The organism is Tardiphaga sp. 862_B3_N4_1 (genome assembly GCF_051811085.1).
GTDB lineage: Bacteria > Pseudomonadota > Alphaproteobacteria > Rhizobiales > Xanthobacteraceae > Tardiphaga > Tardiphaga robiniae.
The window spans coordinates 1,016,059-1,031,450 of record NZ_JBPWQB010000001.1 but is presented as its reverse complement, the minus strand read 5'-3'; the positions used below and the strand labels follow the sequence as shown (position 1 = coordinate 1,031,450).

The following is a 15,392-nucleotide window of genomic DNA, read 5'->3' as shown; positions in this document are numbered from 1 at the left end:
CACTTGCGCAGCGTCTCGAAGGATGGCCGCACATCCATTCATGGTTCGAGACGGCGCCGAAGAGGCGCCTCCTCACCATGAGGGCTGAGTGTTTGATAGCCGTCTTTACACTTCCGGGAAGCCCCGCAGCAGATAGCTGCGCAGCCAGTGCAGCAGGCTGTTCAGGATCAGGCCGAGCATCGAGATCATGATCAGCGGCACGAACATATCCACGGTCTGAAACGTGCGCGCGGCCTGCACCAGCATGTGACCGAGGCCATCGGTCGAGGTGATCATCTCGGCGAGGAATACCACGATGCAGGAGATCACGAGGCCGATGCGGCAGCCGGTGAGGATCGATGGCATCGCGGCGGGCAGCACCACCTTGAACAGGATCTGCCAGCGCGGCGTGCCGGCGGCCATCGCGGACCAGATCAGCTTCTGCTCGACCATCGACGCGCCGTAATAGGTCGAAAGCAGGATCGGGAACAGCGCGTCGGCAGTCACCAGCGTGATCTTGGAGGCGTGGTCGAAGCCGAGGATCAGCAGCAGCGCGGGATACAGCGCGATCTTCGGGATCGGCGCCAGCACGCGCACCAGCGGCTTGACGACGGCATTGACTGCCGGGCTCACCGCTGCAGCAAGACCGATGAACACGCCGACGACCACGGCAATGCCGAAGCCGGCGAACAGACGGATCAGCGTCGCGGCGATATCGTGCAGAAAGTCGCCGTTGAAGAAGTCCTTCGCCAGCTTTCCGAACACCGCGCCCGGCGGCGGCAACAAGCTCGTCGGCGCGAAGCCGAACGAGATCAGCGACTGCCACAGCGCGATGAACAGCACGATCGGCGTGATGCCCAGCAGAACCGAATTGATGCGTTCCTGGTTCATGTTGCGCTCACGTAAAGCTGAGAGGCATGTCGTCGCGCGGTTGCGACCAGCGCACGAGCGACAGGCGAAGCTTCTCGAAGGCCGCATCGAAGATGATGCCCATGGCGCCGATGATCAGGATCATCGCAAACACCGTGTCGTATTGTGCCATGTCGAGCGAGTTGAACAGGATGTTGCCGGCGCCGGACTGGCGCGCGATCATCTCGGAGGTGATCATGGTGATCAGCGCCAGCACGAGACCGGTGCGGCAGCCCGTGAGAATTTCAGGCAGCGCCGCGGGCAGCACGATGCGGAGCATGCGCATCGGCGCCGACATGCCCATCGCCGCACCAGACCACAGCATTTTTTCTTCAACGGCTTTGGAGCCCTGGAAAGCGTGATAGATGATCGGCAGACTGACACCAAGGAAGATGACGAGGATCTTGGAGACGTCGCCAACGCCCATCCAGAGCATGATGATGGGCATCAGCGCTGCTTTTGGCACGGGATAGATGATCATCATCAGCGGATTGAAGAACGACGCCACGGCCTTGATGCGCCCCATCAGCAAACCGAGCGGGATCGCAAACATCACCGCGAGTACGAGGCCGATGGCCATGCGACGGATGGAATCGAGAATGTTCAGCAGCGATCCCTTGTCCCCGAGGATCGACGGAATGGCCTTGATCGACTCCAGTGCCGTTGGGAAGCTTTCGGTATCCAGCCGCAGCGAGGCAATCTGCCAGACACACAGCAACCCGATGCAGGCGAACAATGGCGAAAGTGTCTTGAGCACCCCGCGCACGGTCATCACAGATGGTCCTTGCCGTCGTCGATCATCTTCTCGATATCGACGATGTATTTCTGGAAACGTGCGTCGAGCAGCAGATCGGCGCGCTTGCGCGGCCGCGGCAGATCGATATCGACGATTTCCTTGATACTGCCCGGCGAGCGCGACATCACGATCACCTTGTCTGAGAGATAGACGGCTTCCTCGACCGAATGGGTGACGAACAGCACCGTCTTGCGTTGTGTATCCCAGATGTCGAGCAGATCGTTCTGCAGCCGCGTGCGGGTATGCGCATCGAGCGCGCCGAACGGCTCATCCATCAGCAGCACGGCGGGATCGTAGGCCAGCGTGCGCGCGATCGCGACGCGCTGCTTCATGCCGCCGGAGAGTTCTTTCGGATAGAAATTCTCATAGCCCTTCAGGCCGACCATCTCGAGCAGCTTGCGGCCGCGCGTTTCGGCTTCAGCCTTCTTAATGCCCTGCTGGCGCATGCCATACATGACATTGCCGAGCACGTTCTTCCACGGAAACAGCGCGAATTCCTGAAACACCGGACCGCGATCGGGACCAGGTCCCGTGATCGCCTTGCCCTTCACCTTGGCGACGCCATCGGTGGGCTGCACGAAGCCGCCGACGATATAGAGCAAGGTCGACTTGCCGCAGCCTGAGGGTCCGAGGATCGAGACGAAGGCACCATCTTCGATGGTGAGGTTGATATCCGACAGCGCCAGATGGCTTTGCTTGCCGGAGGTCTGGAAGCGCTGCGAGACGTGCTCGATCTCGATCATGGCTGAAGCGGGTTTGCGGCCGGATAAAGGTTCCGACTCGGCGTGAGCGTCCGAACGTAGCGACACCACCTGCATTCCCGGTCCTTCATTTGCCATGCACGCATTGCAATCACGACGGCCCGACTGTGTCCATCATGCTGACGGACACAGCGTAGCCGGAAACTGCAATTACTTTAAGCTTCAAATTTATGCGGGCAACGCCTTTTTGCTAGTCAGCGCCTGCTGCGAACAAGTCAGTTTCCCGCAGCAGGACTTTCGGCGCTTTTGGTGCGTTTAGTCGCGGAAATACGGCTCCACAGGGCCGGACAGCTTGATCAGCAGCGGATTGCCGTACCGGTCCTTTGCCGCACCGGCGGGCACCTTCACCCAGCCTTCGCTGACGCAATATTCTTCGACATTGGTCTTCTCGGCGCCCTTGAAGCGAATGCCGACATCGCGCTGCAGCACTTCGGCATTGTAGAACGGGCTTCGCGGATCGGTGGACAGGCGATCGGGCAGATCGGCTGATGCATTGGTGTTATCGGTCATAGCAGCGCCTCGATTTTCTCTCGCAGTGATTCAGGTTTGGCGGTCGGCGCAAAACGCTCGACGACCCGTCCGGAACGGTCGATCAGGAATTTGGTAAAATTCCATTTGATCCCCGAACCCAGCAATCCGGACTTTTCAGATTTCAGGTAATTATACAATGGATGCGCCCCGGCGCCATTCACGTCGATCTTCTCAAACAGCGGGAAGGTGATGTGGTAATTGGCCTCGCAGAAGCGCTCGATCGCCTTGGCGTCGCCCGGCTCCTGCGCGCCGAACTGGTTGCAGGGAAAGCCCAGCACGGAAAATCCGCGCGGCGCAAAATCCTGCTGCAGCTTCTCCAGCCCCGCATATTGCGGCGTGAATCCGCAGGCGCTGGCGGTGTTGACGATCAGCAGCACCTTTCCTTCGAACTGCTTGAGCGCGACAGGCTCACCTGTCAGTGCGTTCGCAGAAAAATCGGAGATGCCGGTCATCGCACTGATCCCTCTCAGGCCGTCGCGGGGTCGCAAGGCATCGGCGGGGTACCGCCGGCCTCGATGGCTTCGCCGGCCAGCAGACACAGATCCTCGCGGTAACGGCCGGCGACGAGTTGCACGCCGGTCGGCGCACGGCCGACAAGACCCGTGGCGACGCTGAGCGCCGGCAGGCCCATGAAGGGAATCCCGATCTGCGGCATCTGGGCGGCCCAGACGCGATCGAACGATTCCTGGCCCTGCATATCCAGATGATCCGGGAACGGCAATTCGCCGGACATCGGCATCAGCACCACAGTATAGGTCTGCAGGAACAGCTCCCAGTCGCGCACGAAGGTGGAGCGGCGCACCAGCGCCCGTGACAGGCCGCCATTCTCGAAGTCCTTGAGCTTGTCCTTCTGTCCGCGCAGACAGACCAGTGCTGCGGGATCACCCTCGCGCACCGCCGCGTCCAGCATGCCCTGATAGCCATCGCCGAACCAGAGCTGCGTCTGCAAGGCGGCGGCCTCGCGCAGGGCCGGCGTGTTCTCGACTTCCTCGACGACCCACCCTGCCCGCTCCAGCCGCTTTCCGGCATCGCGCACCGCGGCCTCGACATCGGCGGTGATGGCGAGACCATCAGGCCGCAGGCACATGGCGGCGCGCTTCTCGCGCTTGGGTCCCTCCAGCGGCGCCGGCACCCACCAGGGATCGCGCGCATCGGGCTGCGACATAGCCGCAAGCCCGAGACGGACATCATTGATGGTGCGTGCCAAGGGACCGGACACCGCGGTGATCTGGCCGGAAATGATACGCTCGGGCAGCGCCTGATTATAGGCGGCGATGCGGCCGACGGTCGGACGCAGACCGTGCACGCCGCAGGCATAGGCGGGATAGCGGATCGAGCCGGCGATATCGGTGCCATGGGCGATGTGGCCGATGCCGGCGGCGACCGCGCTGCCTGCGCCGCCTGACGATCCGCCCGGCGTCAGCGACGGATCGCGCGGATTCTTGGTATCGCCATAGAGCTGATTGGTGGTGAACCAGCGATAGGAAAATGCCGGGCAATTGGTGCGGCCGATGATGACGGCGCCAGCCTTCAGCAGATTGTCGATCACCGGGCTGTTGGTCGTAGCGATGATCTCGTTCTGGATCTTTACGCCATTCGATGTCGGATAGGTCGCGTAGTCGATATTCACTTTGACGGTGATGGGCACGCCGCCGAGCGGACCGACATCGTCGCCGCGCGCAATCGCCGCATCGACCGCATCCGCCCGTGCCAGCGCCTCATTGGGTCGATGGTCGACCACGGCATTGATGGCAGGGTTCACAGCATCGAGCCGTGCGAGGCCAGCCACCGTCGCCTCCTTGGCGGACACCTTGCGGTCGCGAATGAGTGCGGAGAGGTCAGTTGCCGACAGGCGCCAGAGATCGTTCATGCAGTGCTCCATTGCTTGTCGCTTGTTAACGCAGGCGGCCGGAGATTGCCAATCAGGCACGATTTCGCAGTCTCGCGGCGCCGAAGCGTCCGAGCTATGAGCATTCCTTCCCACCCTCAATCGAGAGGGCGTGCGGAACGCCGGGTGCCCGTTGCACCCTTGGGCCTGATGCGAATGCGGTCTTCCGCAATTGAGAGTGCATCAGGACTTTCGGAGGCGCCGAGCAAGTGCCCGACGTTCCGCATACGGTGTTTTTTCGGTTGCCTGCACATCTGCCATGGCGAACGGTCCCATCACCAAAATTAATGTCCCAGGGCGGAGGGACAGGGTAGCCTCAAGCGAGTAAGCCGAACGCGTTTTGACTTGGTCGTCCGTCACACTGTCCAGGGAGTCTTTCCATCCCAAGATCGGCCGTCTCCTTGCCAGTGGCAGTGCTGGCGCAGATCCGTCCTGCCCGAAGACAGACGTCACCCGTGAACCGCGTAACGCCGCATCTCCGGCGTCCACCGCATCCAGCCCCGCGAACGTGACGATCGCGCTCGCCCCTCTCATCGGGGCCGGACGAAGGGGAAAATAATCCATGGCGGGATATTGTCAATAAGAAATAGGAAAAAATGTTAGGTGCTGGCTCGCCGCCCCACACTCGTCATTCCGGGGCGTGGCCGGCTCTTGCCGGACGCGAACCCGGAATCCCAGCATGTTCAGCGCAAAACACTCCGAGATTCCCCACCATTCCAAGTGGAATGGCTGAGGTTCGCGTCCGGCAAGTGCCAGCCGCGCCCCGGAATGACAGTGGGAGCTGAACATGTCGGGATTCCGGGCTCATTCCGGTCCGCTGTGCAGCCCGGCCTGCCCCGGAATGACGTCGCGCGGGTGAGCCCGCGCGACGTCACTTCACCCTTGCGAGAAAATAAGCCAGCTCCACGATTTGCGCTTCGGAGATCGACTGCATCACATCGGCCATGGTGGCATCGTAACCGTGGCGGGAGTTGTCCTTGTATTCGCGCATGGTCTTGGCGAGGTAGTCCTCGCGCTGGTTGGCAATGCGCGGGATATTGTCGCGGCCCGAGAAATCAGCGTTGTGGCAGCTATCGCAGCGAAATTGCGATGTCAGCGCCTTGGCGGCCTGCATCCGCGCGGGATCGCTAGCGATCCCCTGGGGATCGCCCGCCTCCAGCGCTGTCGGTTTCGGCAGCGTCGCGAGATAGTCAGAGAAACTGCGCAGGTCGTCGTCGGTAAAATCCTTCACCATGTCGTTCATCGGCTCCGCGACGCGGAGCTTCTCGCGAAACATGTAGATCTGGATCAGCGAATAGGCCGGCTGCTGCGCGCCGAGCGACGGCGTGTTCTCGGTTTCGGAGGTCCCCTTCTCGCCGTGGCAGGCGAGGCACGGCGCGGCGCGCTCGGTGATGGGTTCGGCGGCGAAGAGTGGGGACGTCGAGAGAAAAAGAGCTACGATGACGGCAAACGGGCGCATCGGCTTTGAACTTTCTGAATACTGAAACTCCGGCGTGGCGAATTCCTTCTCCCCGCTTGCGGGGAGAAGGTGAGGATGAGGGGGACTCTCACCGCGCTCGGAGCAAGTGGAGAGTCCCCCTCACCCGACTTTCACGCGCTTCGCGCGTTGCAGTCGACCTCTCCCCGCAAGCGGGGAGAGGTGAGAAAACGTCGTCACTTCTTGTCCGCCACCTTCTGCTTGCCATAGGTGATGCGATAGATCGCGCCGTTCCAGTCGTCGGAGACCAGCAGCGATCCGTCCTTCATCTGCAGCACGTCGACGGGGCGGCCGACATATTTGTTGTCCTCGATGAAGCCGGTGAGGAACGGCTCGACGGACTTCACCGTGCCGTCCTTGTTCAGCTTCGCGACAACGACGTCTCCGCCGAGCTTCTGAGTCTTGTTCCAGGAGCCATGGCGCGCGATGAAGATCGCATCCTTGTAGGCGGCCGGGAACATCTTGCCGGTGTAGAACCGCATGCCCAATGCCGCCGTATGCGACCCGAGCAGGCCGACCGGCGCGGTGTAGTCGGCGCAGGACTTGCCCCAGCCGAATTCCGGATCGAGGATATTGCCCTGCAGGCAATATGGCGCGCCGAAGTCTTCACCCGCCTTGGTGACACGGTTGAGTTCATCTTCCGGCACCGCTTCCGACATCCAGTCGCGGCCGTTGTCGGTGAAGTACATCTGCTTGGTGGTCGGATTCCAGTCGAAGCCGACGGTGTTGCGGACGCCCTTCACATAGATCTCGGCGCCGGTGCCATCGAGATTCATGCGGCGGATCTGGCCATGGGCCTCGTCATGCAGCACATTGTTGCCGGGCTGGCCGACCGGCACATAGAGCTTGTTGTCCGGGCCGATGCCGATGAACTTCCAGCCATGGGCTTCGTCCTTCGGCAGGTTGTCGTAGATCATGGTCGGCTTCGGCGGATTTTCGAGATTGTCTTCCACCTTGTCGATCTTCGAGATCTTCGACAGTTCGGCGATGTAGAGCGTGCCGTCCTTGAAGGCGAGACCGTTCGGGCGATAGAGGCCGGAGGCCAGCACCTTCACCTGGCGCTTGCCGTCATTGTTGATGACCGCGTAGACCTTGTCGACGAGGCGCGACCCCACAAAGACCGTGCCCTTGTCGCCTTCGCGCATCGAGCGCGCATTGGCCATGCCGGCGGCGTAAACCTCGATATTGAAGCCCGCGGGCACCTTCAGCTTCGCAGTCGGCAGCTTGTCGGCGGCGGACGGAATCGGCGGCGGCGCGACGGGCGCGAGCTTGGCTGCGGCAGCGCCATCGGGACGGCCGATCAGCGGCGAGCCGGGCGGCAGCGCAGGCGCCGCGGCGGCGACTGGCGCTGCTGCAGGTGCCGGAGCGGCAGCCTGCGGGGCGGCTGGTGCCGGTGCAGGAGCCGCTGCGGGAGCAGCAGGCGCTGCACTTGGAGCTGCACTTGGCGTGGCTGCAGGAGCCGGTGTTGCAGGTGATGTATCGGACTGCTGGGCAAAAGCGCCGCTTGTAAAGACACCGATGAACGCACCGGCAAGCAATGCCCGGCGCGCGGACGTGTAGACACTCATGGATCTCTCCCCTTTTTACGGAAGCCTTCTCTGCTCGCAGCGCATGAGATGCGCCGCCCCCGAGGCTTTCCGGATCGCACTGTTGGATATTTTTATGTCGCTGCGCAATCAAAACATCACGCGCGAGCAAGCCTGTGCGGATTCCCGCAATCGGCTAAAGCCTTTTCGGTTCTGATAGAGTTAGAACCGAGGCTCTAGCGTTGTGTATTGACGCGTTTTCTTGACGCGAACCAGTGCCCACTTCGCTCGACAACGCTCTAGTGCCGCGTTGCGGACTCATCGGTGGCATCGAGCAGTGCTTCGGTGAACGGAAATTCAAGCACGATCTCGCCGTCCTTGTCCGTCACCTCAAGCACCGCTTTGAGCAGATCGCTCGGCGTGCCCTCGGAGCGCAGCAATTGCAGGATCATCGACCGCGCCACATCCCAGGCATGATCGGGATCCCGCAGCTCCTCGCCTTCGGGATCGACCACCAGCTCGTCGTTGATGCGTGTGTTGAAGAAATAAAGCGGCATGGCAATTCTCTTGGCACTCGGCTTGGGCGCGGACGCAGAAGACCTCAGACCACGCGAATATCCGGAAGATGCGGCGGGCTGAGTACGAATCAATGCCTTTCAACCAAAGGCCTTCGCTATCTATGGAACGTTCTCGCCATTGCAATGTTGCAGCGCAACCGATTGTGCATTGCACGCATATTGTACCCCTATCGCTTCACATTGTGATGACGAAGTTGTTGGCGAACCTTTGAGCAGGGAATAGAGTTATGGTTATGCAGTACCTGACTGCAGATAAGCGGGAGAGAAATATGGCCTGGAAAGCACCGAAGATCGTCGAAGTTGCAGTCGGCATGGAAATCAACATGTACGCCTGCGCGGCGCGCAAGTAAGACTTGAGCTCAAGCTAAGTTTTGGGGGCGCCTTCGTCGACGACAGGCGCCCCGCGTCTTTTTACGAGACGCTAATTGGCCGGGATTCAGGGCGATCTCATGTTGCGTGTTGTCGTTCTTGGAGCCGCGGCCGGCGGCGGTGTTCCGCAGTGGAATTGCGGATGCCGGATTTGTCGTGCGGCGCGCGATGAGCGGCCAGACTTGCGGAGCGGTCAGGCCTCGATCGCGGTGTCGGCCGACAATGCCAACTGGTTCCTGATCAATGCCTCGCCCGACCTGCGACAACAGGTCACCGATACGCCCCAGCTTCACCCCCACCCCGATCATGTCAGACACTCGCCGATCGCGGGCGTGATCCTCACCAATGGCGAGGTCGATGCGGTGGCCGGGCTCTTGTCGATGCGGGAAGGTTCGCCATTTACAATCTATGCGCACACACGTGTGCTGGCGATCCTGAAAGCCAACAGCATTTTCAACGTGCTCTCGGACAAGAACGTGCGCCGCGACGCCATCGAGATTGATACGTCTTTCGAACCGAAGCTGCAGGATGGCGCGCCGTCCGGCCTGGAGGTGCTGCCTTTCGTCGTGCCCGGCAAGAGCGCGTGGTATCTGGAAGGCCAGGCACATCCGGCCGGTGAGGATGGCGACGGCGATACGCTGGGACTGCGGATCGCCGAGAAGGCCACCGGCAAGTATTTCTATTTCATTGCGGCCTGCGCGCGGGTGACGCCCGAACTGAAGACGCGCATCTCCGGCGCCCCGCTGGTGTTCTTCGACGGCACCGTGTGGCGCGACGACGAATTGATCGCCGCAGGATTGGGCCATAAGACCGGCCAGAGCATGGGGCATCTGTCGATGTCCGGCACGGATGGCGCGATCAGCGAACTGGCCGATGCCGGCATCGCCAGAAAGTTCTTTCTGCACATCAACAATTCGAACCCGGCGCTGCTGCATGATTCCACCGAGCGCGCCGCATTGACCACCGCCGGCTGGCAAATCCCCGGCAATGGCATGGAGATCACGCTGTGAACGCCCCAGGTGCTACCATGACAAGTGCAAACATGATCGGCGCCAACGCCATTTCCGCCTATTCGATTTCGCCAGGCGTGCCGCTGGACAATGCCGCGCAACTCGAAGAGACGCTGCGCCATATCGGCGCGACGCGCTATCACAGCCTACATCCGTTTCATAAATTGTTGCACGGCGGCAAGCTCAACAAGGGCCAGGTGCAGGCCTGGGCGCTGAACCGCTACTATTATCAGAGCACGATCCCCATCAAGGACGCCGTGGTGATCTCGCGCTTCCGCGACCGGGCGACACGCGTGGAATGGCGGCACCGCATCGAGGATCACGACGGTGATACCGGCGCCGAAGGCGGCATCGAGCGCTGGCTGAAGCTGACCGAAGGGCTCGGTCTCGACTCAGCCTATGTGGAATCCACCGAAGGCATTTTACCGGCGACGCGTTTCGCCGTGGAGGCCTATGTGCATTTCGTGCGTGACAAGACGCCGCTCGAGGCCATCGCCTCGTCGCTGACGGAACTGTTCGCCCCCAACCTGCATGAAGAGCGCATCTCTGGCATGCTGAAGCATTATGATTTCGTCAATCCGGACATCATGAGCTATTTCAGCCGCCGCCTGACCCAGGCGCCGCGCGATGCCGGCTTTGCGCTGGATTACGTCAAGCAGCACGCCAACACCCCGGCCGAGCGCCGCGCGGTTTGCAATGCACTGATCTTCAAGACCAATGTGTTGTGGGTGCAGCTCGATGCGCTGTATCATGCCTATGTCGATGGCCATGTGCCGCCGGGCGCGTTCGTCCCGGCCAAGTAAGAAGGCAACGATGACGGAGTTGCGCAGCAATCGTCGGATCAGTGTCAGCGAGGCCAGCAAGCCGATCTTGCCGCGCCACGCCCGGCTGAAGTTCGACGAGACGCGCCAGCGCTGGGTGATCCTGGCGCCGGAGCGTGTGCTGGCGCCGGACGATATCGCCGTGGAAATCCTGCAACTCTGTGACGGCGCACGCAGCGTGGCCGATATCATCGACCTGCTGGCGGCGAAATACGCCGCGCCGCGAGACGATATCGGTACCGATGTTCTCGCGATGCTGCAGGATCTCGCCGACAAGGGCTTTCTCACGCAAGCGCGGGAGAAGACATCATGAGCCCCACCCTCACCGACGCCAGCCCCGTCTTCACCGATCCCGCCGACAGTCTCGCTATCATGGAGCGGACGCGCTCGACTGCGGAAACCTTCGGCATTCCCCTCGCCGTGCTGGCCGAACTCACCCATCGCTGCCCGCTGCAATGTCCATACTGCTCCAATCCCGTGGAACTCGACCGCAGCAGCACCGAGCTGACCACCGACGAATGGAAGAAGGTGCTGTCCGAGCTCGCCGAAATCGGCGTGCTGCAGATCCACTTCTCCGGCGGCGAACCGACCGCGCGCAAGGACATCGTCGAGCTGGTGCAGCACGCGACGGATGTGGGCCTGTATTCCAACCTCATCACCTCGGCGGTGCTGCTGACGCGCGACAAGCTTTCCGCGCTCGCCGATGCCGGGCTATGCCATGTGCAGATCAGCTTCCAGGGCAATGAGCCCGTGGTTGCCGACCGCGTCGGCGGCTATCGCAATGGCCACGCGAAGAAGCTCGAAGTGGCCAAATGGACGCGCGAGCTCGACCTGCCGCTGACGGTGAATGCGGTGATGCACCGGCAGAACCTGCATCAGCTCGCTGACATCATCCAGATGGCCGTCGATCTCGATGCCGACCGGCTGGAAGTGGCCAATGTGCAGTATTACGGCTGGGCGTTGAAGAACCGCGCCGCTTTGATGCCGACCATCGACCAGATCGACGAGACCAGCCGCATCGTCGAGGATGCGCAGCTGCGCCTGAAAGGCATTCTCGATATCGACTATGTCGTGCCGGACTATTACGCGCTGCGGCCGAAGAAGTGCATGGGCGGCTGGGGCCGGCAGTTCTTCAACATCTCTCCATCAGGCAAGATCCTGCCGTGCCATGCCGCCGAGACCATCACCGGGATGGAATTCGAATCCGTGCGCTCCAATCATTCGATCGCCTGGATCTGGCAGAATTCCGAAGCCTTCAACCGCTATCGCGGCACCGGCTGGATGCCCGAGCCATGCCAGAGCTGCGCGTTCAAGGAAGTGGATTTCGGCGGCTGCCGCTGCCAGGCCTTCGCGCTGACCGGCGACGCCGGCAATACCGACCCCGCCTGCACGCTGTCGCCTGTTCACGCCGAAATCTTCAAACTGGCCGAGACGGAATCCACCGAGGGCCGCGACCGCTTCATCTATCGCAACTTCAAAGGCGGCACGCTGGAGCCGGACGCGGACGACGTCCATGGCCGCTGATGTCCCCGCCCCGGTGAATGCGGACCTGTTTGCGCCGCTGACCTCGGAACATCTGGATGTCGGCGACGGCCACGCAATCCATGTGGAGAGCGTCGGCCGCAGCGACGGCATTCCCGCAGTCTATCTGCATGGCGGCCCCGGCTCCGGCTGCCAGCCCGATCACCGCCGGCTGTTCGATCCGCAGCGTTTTCACACCGTGTTGTTCGATCAGCGCGGCGCCGGCCGCAGCAAGCCGAAAGGCAAGCGCGAGGCGAATACGCTGCCGCATCTGATCGCGGATATGGAAACGATCCGCACCCAATTCGGCTTCGACAAATGGCTCGTGGTCGGCGGCTCCTGGGGAGCGACGCTGGCGCTGGCCTATGCGCAGGCCCATCCCGAACGCGTGACCGGCATCGTGCTGCGCGCAACCTTTCTCGGCACGCGAGAAGAATTGCACGATGTCTTCAACGTTATGCTGCCGCGGCATTATCCGGGCCTGCATGGAGATTTTTTGAGCGCCCTTCCCGAAGCCGAGCGCGCCGATCCGCTGCCGAACTTCTATCGCCGCATTCTCGATGCCGATCCGGCCGTGCATGTCCCCGCGATCCGCGCCTGGGGCGGCACCGAAGCCATCCTGTCGGAAATCGCGCCGAAGCGCACGCGGCTCGACCGCGCCGAACTCGGCAACACCACGCGGCCGATGCCGGCCACACCGGCAATGGAAGCACATTACTTCAAGCACGACTGCTTCATGCGGCCACAGCAGCTCATGGAAGACGCCGGCAAACTCACCGGCATTCCCGGCGTCATAATTCAGGGCCGTTACGACTTCCTCTGCCCGCCCGCGACATCGCACGCCCTGGCCAGGCGCTGGATGAATGCCGAGGTGCGCATCGTTGAAAGCGCCGGTCACAGCCTCTATGACCCCGGCATGCGCGATGCGGTCATGAAGGCCATCGCCGATGTCGCGTCGAAACTGAAATAGGACTTCTGGAATGCCGATCAGAGGCACGGGAATGTTGATGACGTCGATGGATATCGACGCCAGCCATGAGCAGGAATTCAACCAATGGTACGACCGCGAGCATCTTGCCGAGCGCGTCGCCATCGAGGGCTTCGTCGAGGCCCGGCGTTACGTGGCCGTGAACGCCAGGCCGAAATATCTCGGGCTCTATTCGACCGCGACATTCGACGTGCTGGACAGTGATGCCTATCGCACGGCGCTGGCCAACCAGACCAAGTGGTCGCTGACCAATATCCGCCGCTTCCAGAACATGCTGCGTTCGGTGGCTCGGATCACTGTGAGCCGCGGTCAGGGCCGCGGCGCGGCACTTGGACTGGTGCGCATCCGGCCACCCGCCGAAGGCGCTGACAAACTGCGCAGCGCCATCGAAGCGAAGCTCGATCCCGGCGATATCAACGGCATCATTTCGATGCATCTGATGGAGAGCGATCCCCGGCTGTCGAAGCCGCTCACCGACGATCCCGCCGCACCCAATCCCGCCGCCCGCGACTGGTATGTGATGATCGACGGGACGGATGTCGACGCCGTCGCTGCGACCATGAAGGGCCGCTTCACTGCGGCCATTGCAGCGGCAAAGGCAGAGCTGATTTCCGAGGGGACCTACCGGCTGATGTGGGACCTGGCGAAGAGCGATCTTTGAATTCACGGTCGACGCGGCCTTTCTGAACCTCCCCCCGCTTGCGGGGAGAGGTCGGAGTCGGCGCGCAGCGACGGCTCCGGGTGAGGGGGAGTTAGAGGTGAAGCTCAGCAAAAGCCCCGCACCCCACCCTCTCCCCGCAAGTGCGGGGCGAGGGAGTGCATCGACCGCGCCCAGCATCGATTGAACGCATCCCGCTTCTGATGCGACCAAGGTGAACTGGCCCGCAACGGGCCGCCTCACCTTGCGAGACGTCGATGACCATCCGTGTGTTGTCCCTTCTGGTTCTCACCTCCGCTCTGACCATCGGCGGCCCGCTGGCGCGCGCCGAGGACGAGCCGGTCAAGGTCGATGCGGTGAAGGCAGCCGAATTCAACAAGCGCATGTTTGCCGGTCCGCTGGGTCCGAAGCTGACCTATGCCTGCTTCGTCCGGCGCTATGACGCCGAGCATCTGGCGCGGCATCCCAGCAGAAGGTCAGCACCATGAAGCTGCTGGTCGTCGCCGGGCATCCGCCCGAGGAAAGCTATACGCCCTACTCGTTCCGGCTCGGATTCAAATATCGCCATCGCAAAGGCGACTGGGATTCCAGCGGCTCCTGCGGCCAGATCCAGGATACCGACAAGGGCCAGGAGGTGAAGTTCGCATGCAGCGTCGATTGCGATGGCGGCGGCATCGCGATCGGCCTGGCCAAAGACATCGACGCAACGCTGGTTCGCGTCGAGCGGGTCCGCATCTGGCAGAACAGCAAGCCCGATGAAGAACCCGGCGCTGACGCGCTGACCGGCGGCGAGGACGACAAGATTTTCCGGCTCGACCGCACGAGTCTGAAGGAATGTGAATCGTTGATCACAGACCGCAAGGAACTCGCGGCGATGCGCAGCAAGTGAGCGTGATTGACGTCAAATCGGAGCGAGCTATGAATCGACGCAGCCTATTGTGGACCGCTCTGTCGTCGATCGGCGCGGGACTGGTCGCCTCGCAGGCCAGTGCGGCAGCGACTGACGCAAAGCCGTCTGCCAAGCTCAAGGTGGTCTATCACCTCGCCGATGCCGACCGGGTGAATTTCGCGCTCGGCAATATCCAGAACCACTTCGACGGCGTCGACGGCCCCGACAACGTTACCATCGCACTGGTCGTGCTCGGTCCGGCGCTGAAGTCATTTGCCCGGGCTTCCACCAATCCCGACATTACCGCGCGGGTCGCCAAATTCTCCAAGTCCGGCCTGCAACTGGCCGCCTGCGGCAACACCATGAAGGCGCAGGATGTGACGCTGGACGGCCTGCTGCCGGGCTTCACCATCGCCGACCGCGGCGGCGTGGTCCGGATCGCGGAGCTGCAGGCGCAGGGCTATCTGTATATTCGCCCCTGACCCCCTTCGCCGTCATTGCGAGGAGCCCTTGCGACGAAGCAATCCAGTCTTTCTTCGCTTTTGATCCTCTGGATTGCCGCGTCGCTTCGCTCCTCGCAATGACGTGAGCGGCTGGAGGCGCTCCCCAACCCACAAAACCGACGCACAAAATTTGCACAATTGTCATGCCGCCGGGCCAATCTGGCGAACACGGAATTGCGATCCGGCTC

At 62.1% G+C, this 15,392-nt stretch carries 19 protein-coding genes; 10 read left to right on the top strand and 9 right to left on the bottom strand.

Annotation, left to right across the window (positions count from 1 at the left end):
* Window positions 1-105: 105 nt before the first annotated feature.
* The 9 genes from AB8B02_RS04815 to AB8B02_RS04775 all read right to left on the bottom strand — a co-directional run bounded on the left by AB8B02_RS04815 (window position 106) and on the right by AB8B02_RS04775 (window position 8,424).
* On the bottom strand, window positions 106-870 hold the full coding sequence (locus AB8B02_RS04815) for an ABC transporter permease (RefSeq protein WP_068732140.1): 765 nt from the start codon (window positions 868-870) through the stop codon (window positions 106-108).
* Window positions 871-877: 7 nt separating this feature from the next.
* Window positions 878-1,660 (bottom strand): ABC transporter permease, encoded by a 783-nt coding sequence (locus tag AB8B02_RS04810; RefSeq protein WP_439063285.1) that lies wholly within the window; start codon window positions 1,658-1,660, stop codon window positions 878-880.
* The gene (locus tag AB8B02_RS04805) at window positions 1,660-2,502 is read right to left on the bottom strand and encodes an ABC transporter ATP-binding protein (protein ID WP_439064590.1); all 843 of its coding nucleotides are present in this window, start codon (window positions 2,500-2,502) and stop codon (window positions 1,660-1,662) included. The genes AB8B02_RS04810 and AB8B02_RS04805 overlap by 1 nt, the downstream gene beginning before the upstream one ends.
* Window positions 2,503-2,700: 198 nt before the next feature.
* A complete protein-coding gene (locus AB8B02_RS04800; RefSeq protein WP_068732134.1) occupies window positions 2,701-2,955 on the bottom strand; it encodes a DUF3297 family protein in 255 nt (84 codons plus the stop codon).
* Window positions 2,952-3,428: a glutathione peroxidase gene (locus AB8B02_RS04795; protein WP_439063284.1), complete on the bottom strand. Its 477-nt coding sequence runs from the start codon at window positions 3,426-3,428 to the stop codon at window positions 2,952-2,954. Before AB8B02_RS04795 ends, AB8B02_RS04800 begins: the two co-directional genes overlap by 4 nt.
* Window positions 3,429-3,442: 14 nt before the next feature.
* Window positions 3,443-4,846 carry an amidase family protein gene (locus AB8B02_RS04790; RefSeq protein WP_439063283.1) on the bottom strand — a complete coding sequence of 468 codons (1,404 nt, stop codon included), beginning with the start codon at window positions 4,844-4,846 and terminating at the stop codon, window positions 3,443-3,445.
* Window positions 4,847-5,735: 889 nt separating this feature from the next.
* Window positions 5,736-6,323: a c-type cytochrome gene (locus AB8B02_RS04785; RefSeq protein WP_439063282.1), complete on the bottom strand. Its 588-nt coding sequence runs from the start codon at window positions 6,321-6,323 to the stop codon at window positions 5,736-5,738.
* A gap of 194 nt (window positions 6,324-6,517) precedes the next feature.
* A complete protein-coding gene (locus AB8B02_RS04780; RefSeq protein ID WP_439063281.1) occupies window positions 6,518-7,909 on the bottom strand; it encodes a PQQ-dependent sugar dehydrogenase in 1,392 nt (463 codons plus the stop codon).
* Between the two features lie 257 nt (window positions 7,910-8,166).
* Complete coding sequence (locus AB8B02_RS04775) at window positions 8,167-8,424, bottom strand: DUF6894 family protein (protein ID WP_089267437.1); 258 nt, start codon at window positions 8,422-8,424, stop codon at window positions 8,167-8,169.
* Window positions 8,425-8,714: 290 nt separating this feature from the next.
* Between AB8B02_RS04775 and pqqA the strand changes: the two genes are divergently transcribed.
* From pqqA to AB8B02_RS04725, 10 genes are all read left to right on the top strand, one after another.
* Entirely contained in the window at window positions 8,715-8,795 is an 81-nt protein-coding gene (pqqA, locus tag AB8B02_RS04770) for a pyrroloquinoline quinone precursor peptide PqqA (RefSeq protein ID WP_089267584.1), read from the top strand.
* 99 nt (window positions 8,796-8,894) lie between these two features.
* The gene (gene pqqB, locus AB8B02_RS04765; protein ID WP_439064589.1) at window positions 8,895-9,824 is read left to right on the top strand and encodes a pyrroloquinoline quinone biosynthesis protein PqqB; all 930 of its coding nucleotides are present in this window, start codon (window positions 8,895-8,897) and stop codon (window positions 9,822-9,824) included.
* Between the two features lie 32 nt (window positions 9,825-9,856).
* Window positions 9,857-10,627, top strand: a complete 771-nt coding sequence (gene pqqC, locus AB8B02_RS04760; RefSeq protein ID WP_420878663.1) for a pyrroloquinoline-quinone synthase PqqC — start codon at window positions 9,857-9,859, stop codon at window positions 10,625-10,627.
* A gap of 10 nt (window positions 10,628-10,637) precedes the next feature.
* The gene (gene pqqD, locus AB8B02_RS04755; protein WP_439063280.1) at window positions 10,638-10,958 is read left to right on the top strand and encodes a pyrroloquinoline quinone biosynthesis peptide chaperone PqqD; all 321 of its coding nucleotides are present in this window, start codon (window positions 10,638-10,640) and stop codon (window positions 10,956-10,958) included.
* Window positions 10,955-12,169 carry a pyrroloquinoline quinone biosynthesis protein PqqE gene (gene pqqE / locus AB8B02_RS04750; RefSeq protein ID WP_439063279.1) on the top strand — a complete coding sequence of 405 codons (1,215 nt, stop codon included), beginning with the start codon at window positions 10,955-10,957 and terminating at the stop codon, window positions 12,167-12,169. Before pqqD ends, pqqE begins: the two co-directional genes overlap by 4 nt.
* Window positions 12,159-13,136, top strand: coding sequence for a prolyl aminopeptidase (gene pip, locus AB8B02_RS04745; protein ID WP_439063278.1), 978 nt, complete (start codon window positions 12,159-12,161; stop codon window positions 13,134-13,136). Before pqqE ends, pip begins: the two co-directional genes overlap by 11 nt.
* Before the next feature lie 10 nt (window positions 13,137-13,146).
* The gene (locus AB8B02_RS04740; RefSeq protein WP_439063277.1) at window positions 13,147-13,815 is read left to right on the top strand and encodes a hypothetical protein; all 669 of its coding nucleotides are present in this window, start codon (window positions 13,147-13,149) and stop codon (window positions 13,813-13,815) included.
* A gap of 254 nt (window positions 13,816-14,069) precedes the next feature.
* Entirely contained in the window at window positions 14,070-14,300 is a 231-nt protein-coding gene (locus AB8B02_RS04735) for a hypothetical protein (protein ID WP_439063276.1), read from the top strand.
* Window positions 14,297-14,701, top strand: coding sequence for a hypothetical protein (locus AB8B02_RS04730; RefSeq protein ID WP_439063275.1), 405 nt, complete (start codon window positions 14,297-14,299; stop codon window positions 14,699-14,701). Before AB8B02_RS04735 ends, AB8B02_RS04730 begins: the two co-directional genes overlap by 4 nt.
* Window positions 14,702-14,730: 29 nt before the next feature.
* Window positions 14,731-15,183, top strand: a complete 453-nt coding sequence (locus AB8B02_RS04725) for a DsrE family protein (RefSeq protein WP_439063274.1) — start codon at window positions 14,731-14,733, stop codon at window positions 15,181-15,183.
* Window positions 15,184-15,392: the final 209 nt, after the last annotated feature.

Coding starts and splice junctions, on each gene's coding strand:
- AB8B02_RS04795 (WP_439063284.1), bottom strand. CDS start 3,428: ATGACCGGCATCTCCGATTTTTCTGCGAACGCACTGACAGGTGAGCCT.
- AB8B02_RS04785 (WP_439063282.1), bottom strand. CDS start 6,323: ATGCGCCCGTTTGCCGTCATCGTAGCTCTTTTTCTCTCGACGTCCCCA.
- AB8B02_RS04735 (WP_439063276.1), top strand. CDS start 14,070: ATGACCATCCGTGTGTTGTCCCTTCTGGTTCTCACCTCCGCTCTGACC.
- AB8B02_RS04800 (WP_068732134.1), bottom strand. CDS start 2,955: ATGACCGATAACACCAATGCATCAGCCGATCTGCCCGATCGCCTGTCC.
- AB8B02_RS04725 (WP_439063274.1), top strand. CDS start 14,731: ATGAATCGACGCAGCCTATTGTGGACCGCTCTGTCGTCGATCGGCGCG.
- pqqB (WP_439064589.1), top strand. CDS start 8,895: ATGTTGCGTGTTGTCGTTCTTGGAGCCGCGGCCGGCGGCGGTGTTCCG.
- pqqA (WP_089267584.1), top strand. CDS start 8,715: ATGGCCTGGAAAGCACCGAAGATCGTCGAAGTTGCAGTCGGCATGGAA.
- pqqC (WP_420878663.1), top strand. CDS start 9,857: ATGATCGGCGCCAACGCCATTTCCGCCTATTCGATTTCGCCAGGCGTG.
- AB8B02_RS04815 (WP_068732140.1), bottom strand. CDS start 870: ATGAACCAGGAACGCATCAATTCGGTTCTGCTGGGCATCACGCCGATC.
- AB8B02_RS04805 (WP_439064590.1), bottom strand. CDS start 2,502: ATGCAGGTGGTGTCGCTACGTTCGGACGCTCACGCCGAGTCGGAACCT.
- AB8B02_RS04780 (WP_439063281.1), bottom strand. CDS start 7,909: ATGAGTGTCTACACGTCCGCGCGCCGGGCATTGCTTGCCGGTGCGTTC.
- AB8B02_RS04730 (WP_439063275.1), top strand. CDS start 14,297: ATGAAGCTGCTGGTCGTCGCCGGGCATCCGCCCGAGGAAAGCTATACG.
- AB8B02_RS04775 (WP_089267437.1), bottom strand. CDS start 8,424: ATGCCGCTTTATTTCTTCAACACACGCATCAACGACGAGCTGGTGGTC.
- pqqE (WP_439063279.1), top strand. CDS start 10,955: ATGAGCCCCACCCTCACCGACGCCAGCCCCGTCTTCACCGATCCCGCC.
- AB8B02_RS04810 (WP_439063285.1), bottom strand. CDS start 1,660: ATGACCGTGCGCGGGGTGCTCAAGACACTTTCGCCATTGTTCGCCTGC.
- pip (WP_439063278.1), top strand. CDS start 12,159: ATGGCCGCTGATGTCCCCGCCCCGGTGAATGCGGACCTGTTTGCGCCG.
- AB8B02_RS04790 (WP_439063283.1), bottom strand. CDS start 4,846: ATGAACGATCTCTGGCGCCTGTCGGCAACTGACCTCTCCGCACTCATT.
- AB8B02_RS04740 (WP_439063277.1), top strand. CDS start 13,147: ATGCCGATCAGAGGCACGGGAATGTTGATGACGTCGATGGATATCGAC.
- pqqD (WP_439063280.1), top strand. CDS start 10,638: ATGACGGAGTTGCGCAGCAATCGTCGGATCAGTGTCAGCGAGGCCAGC.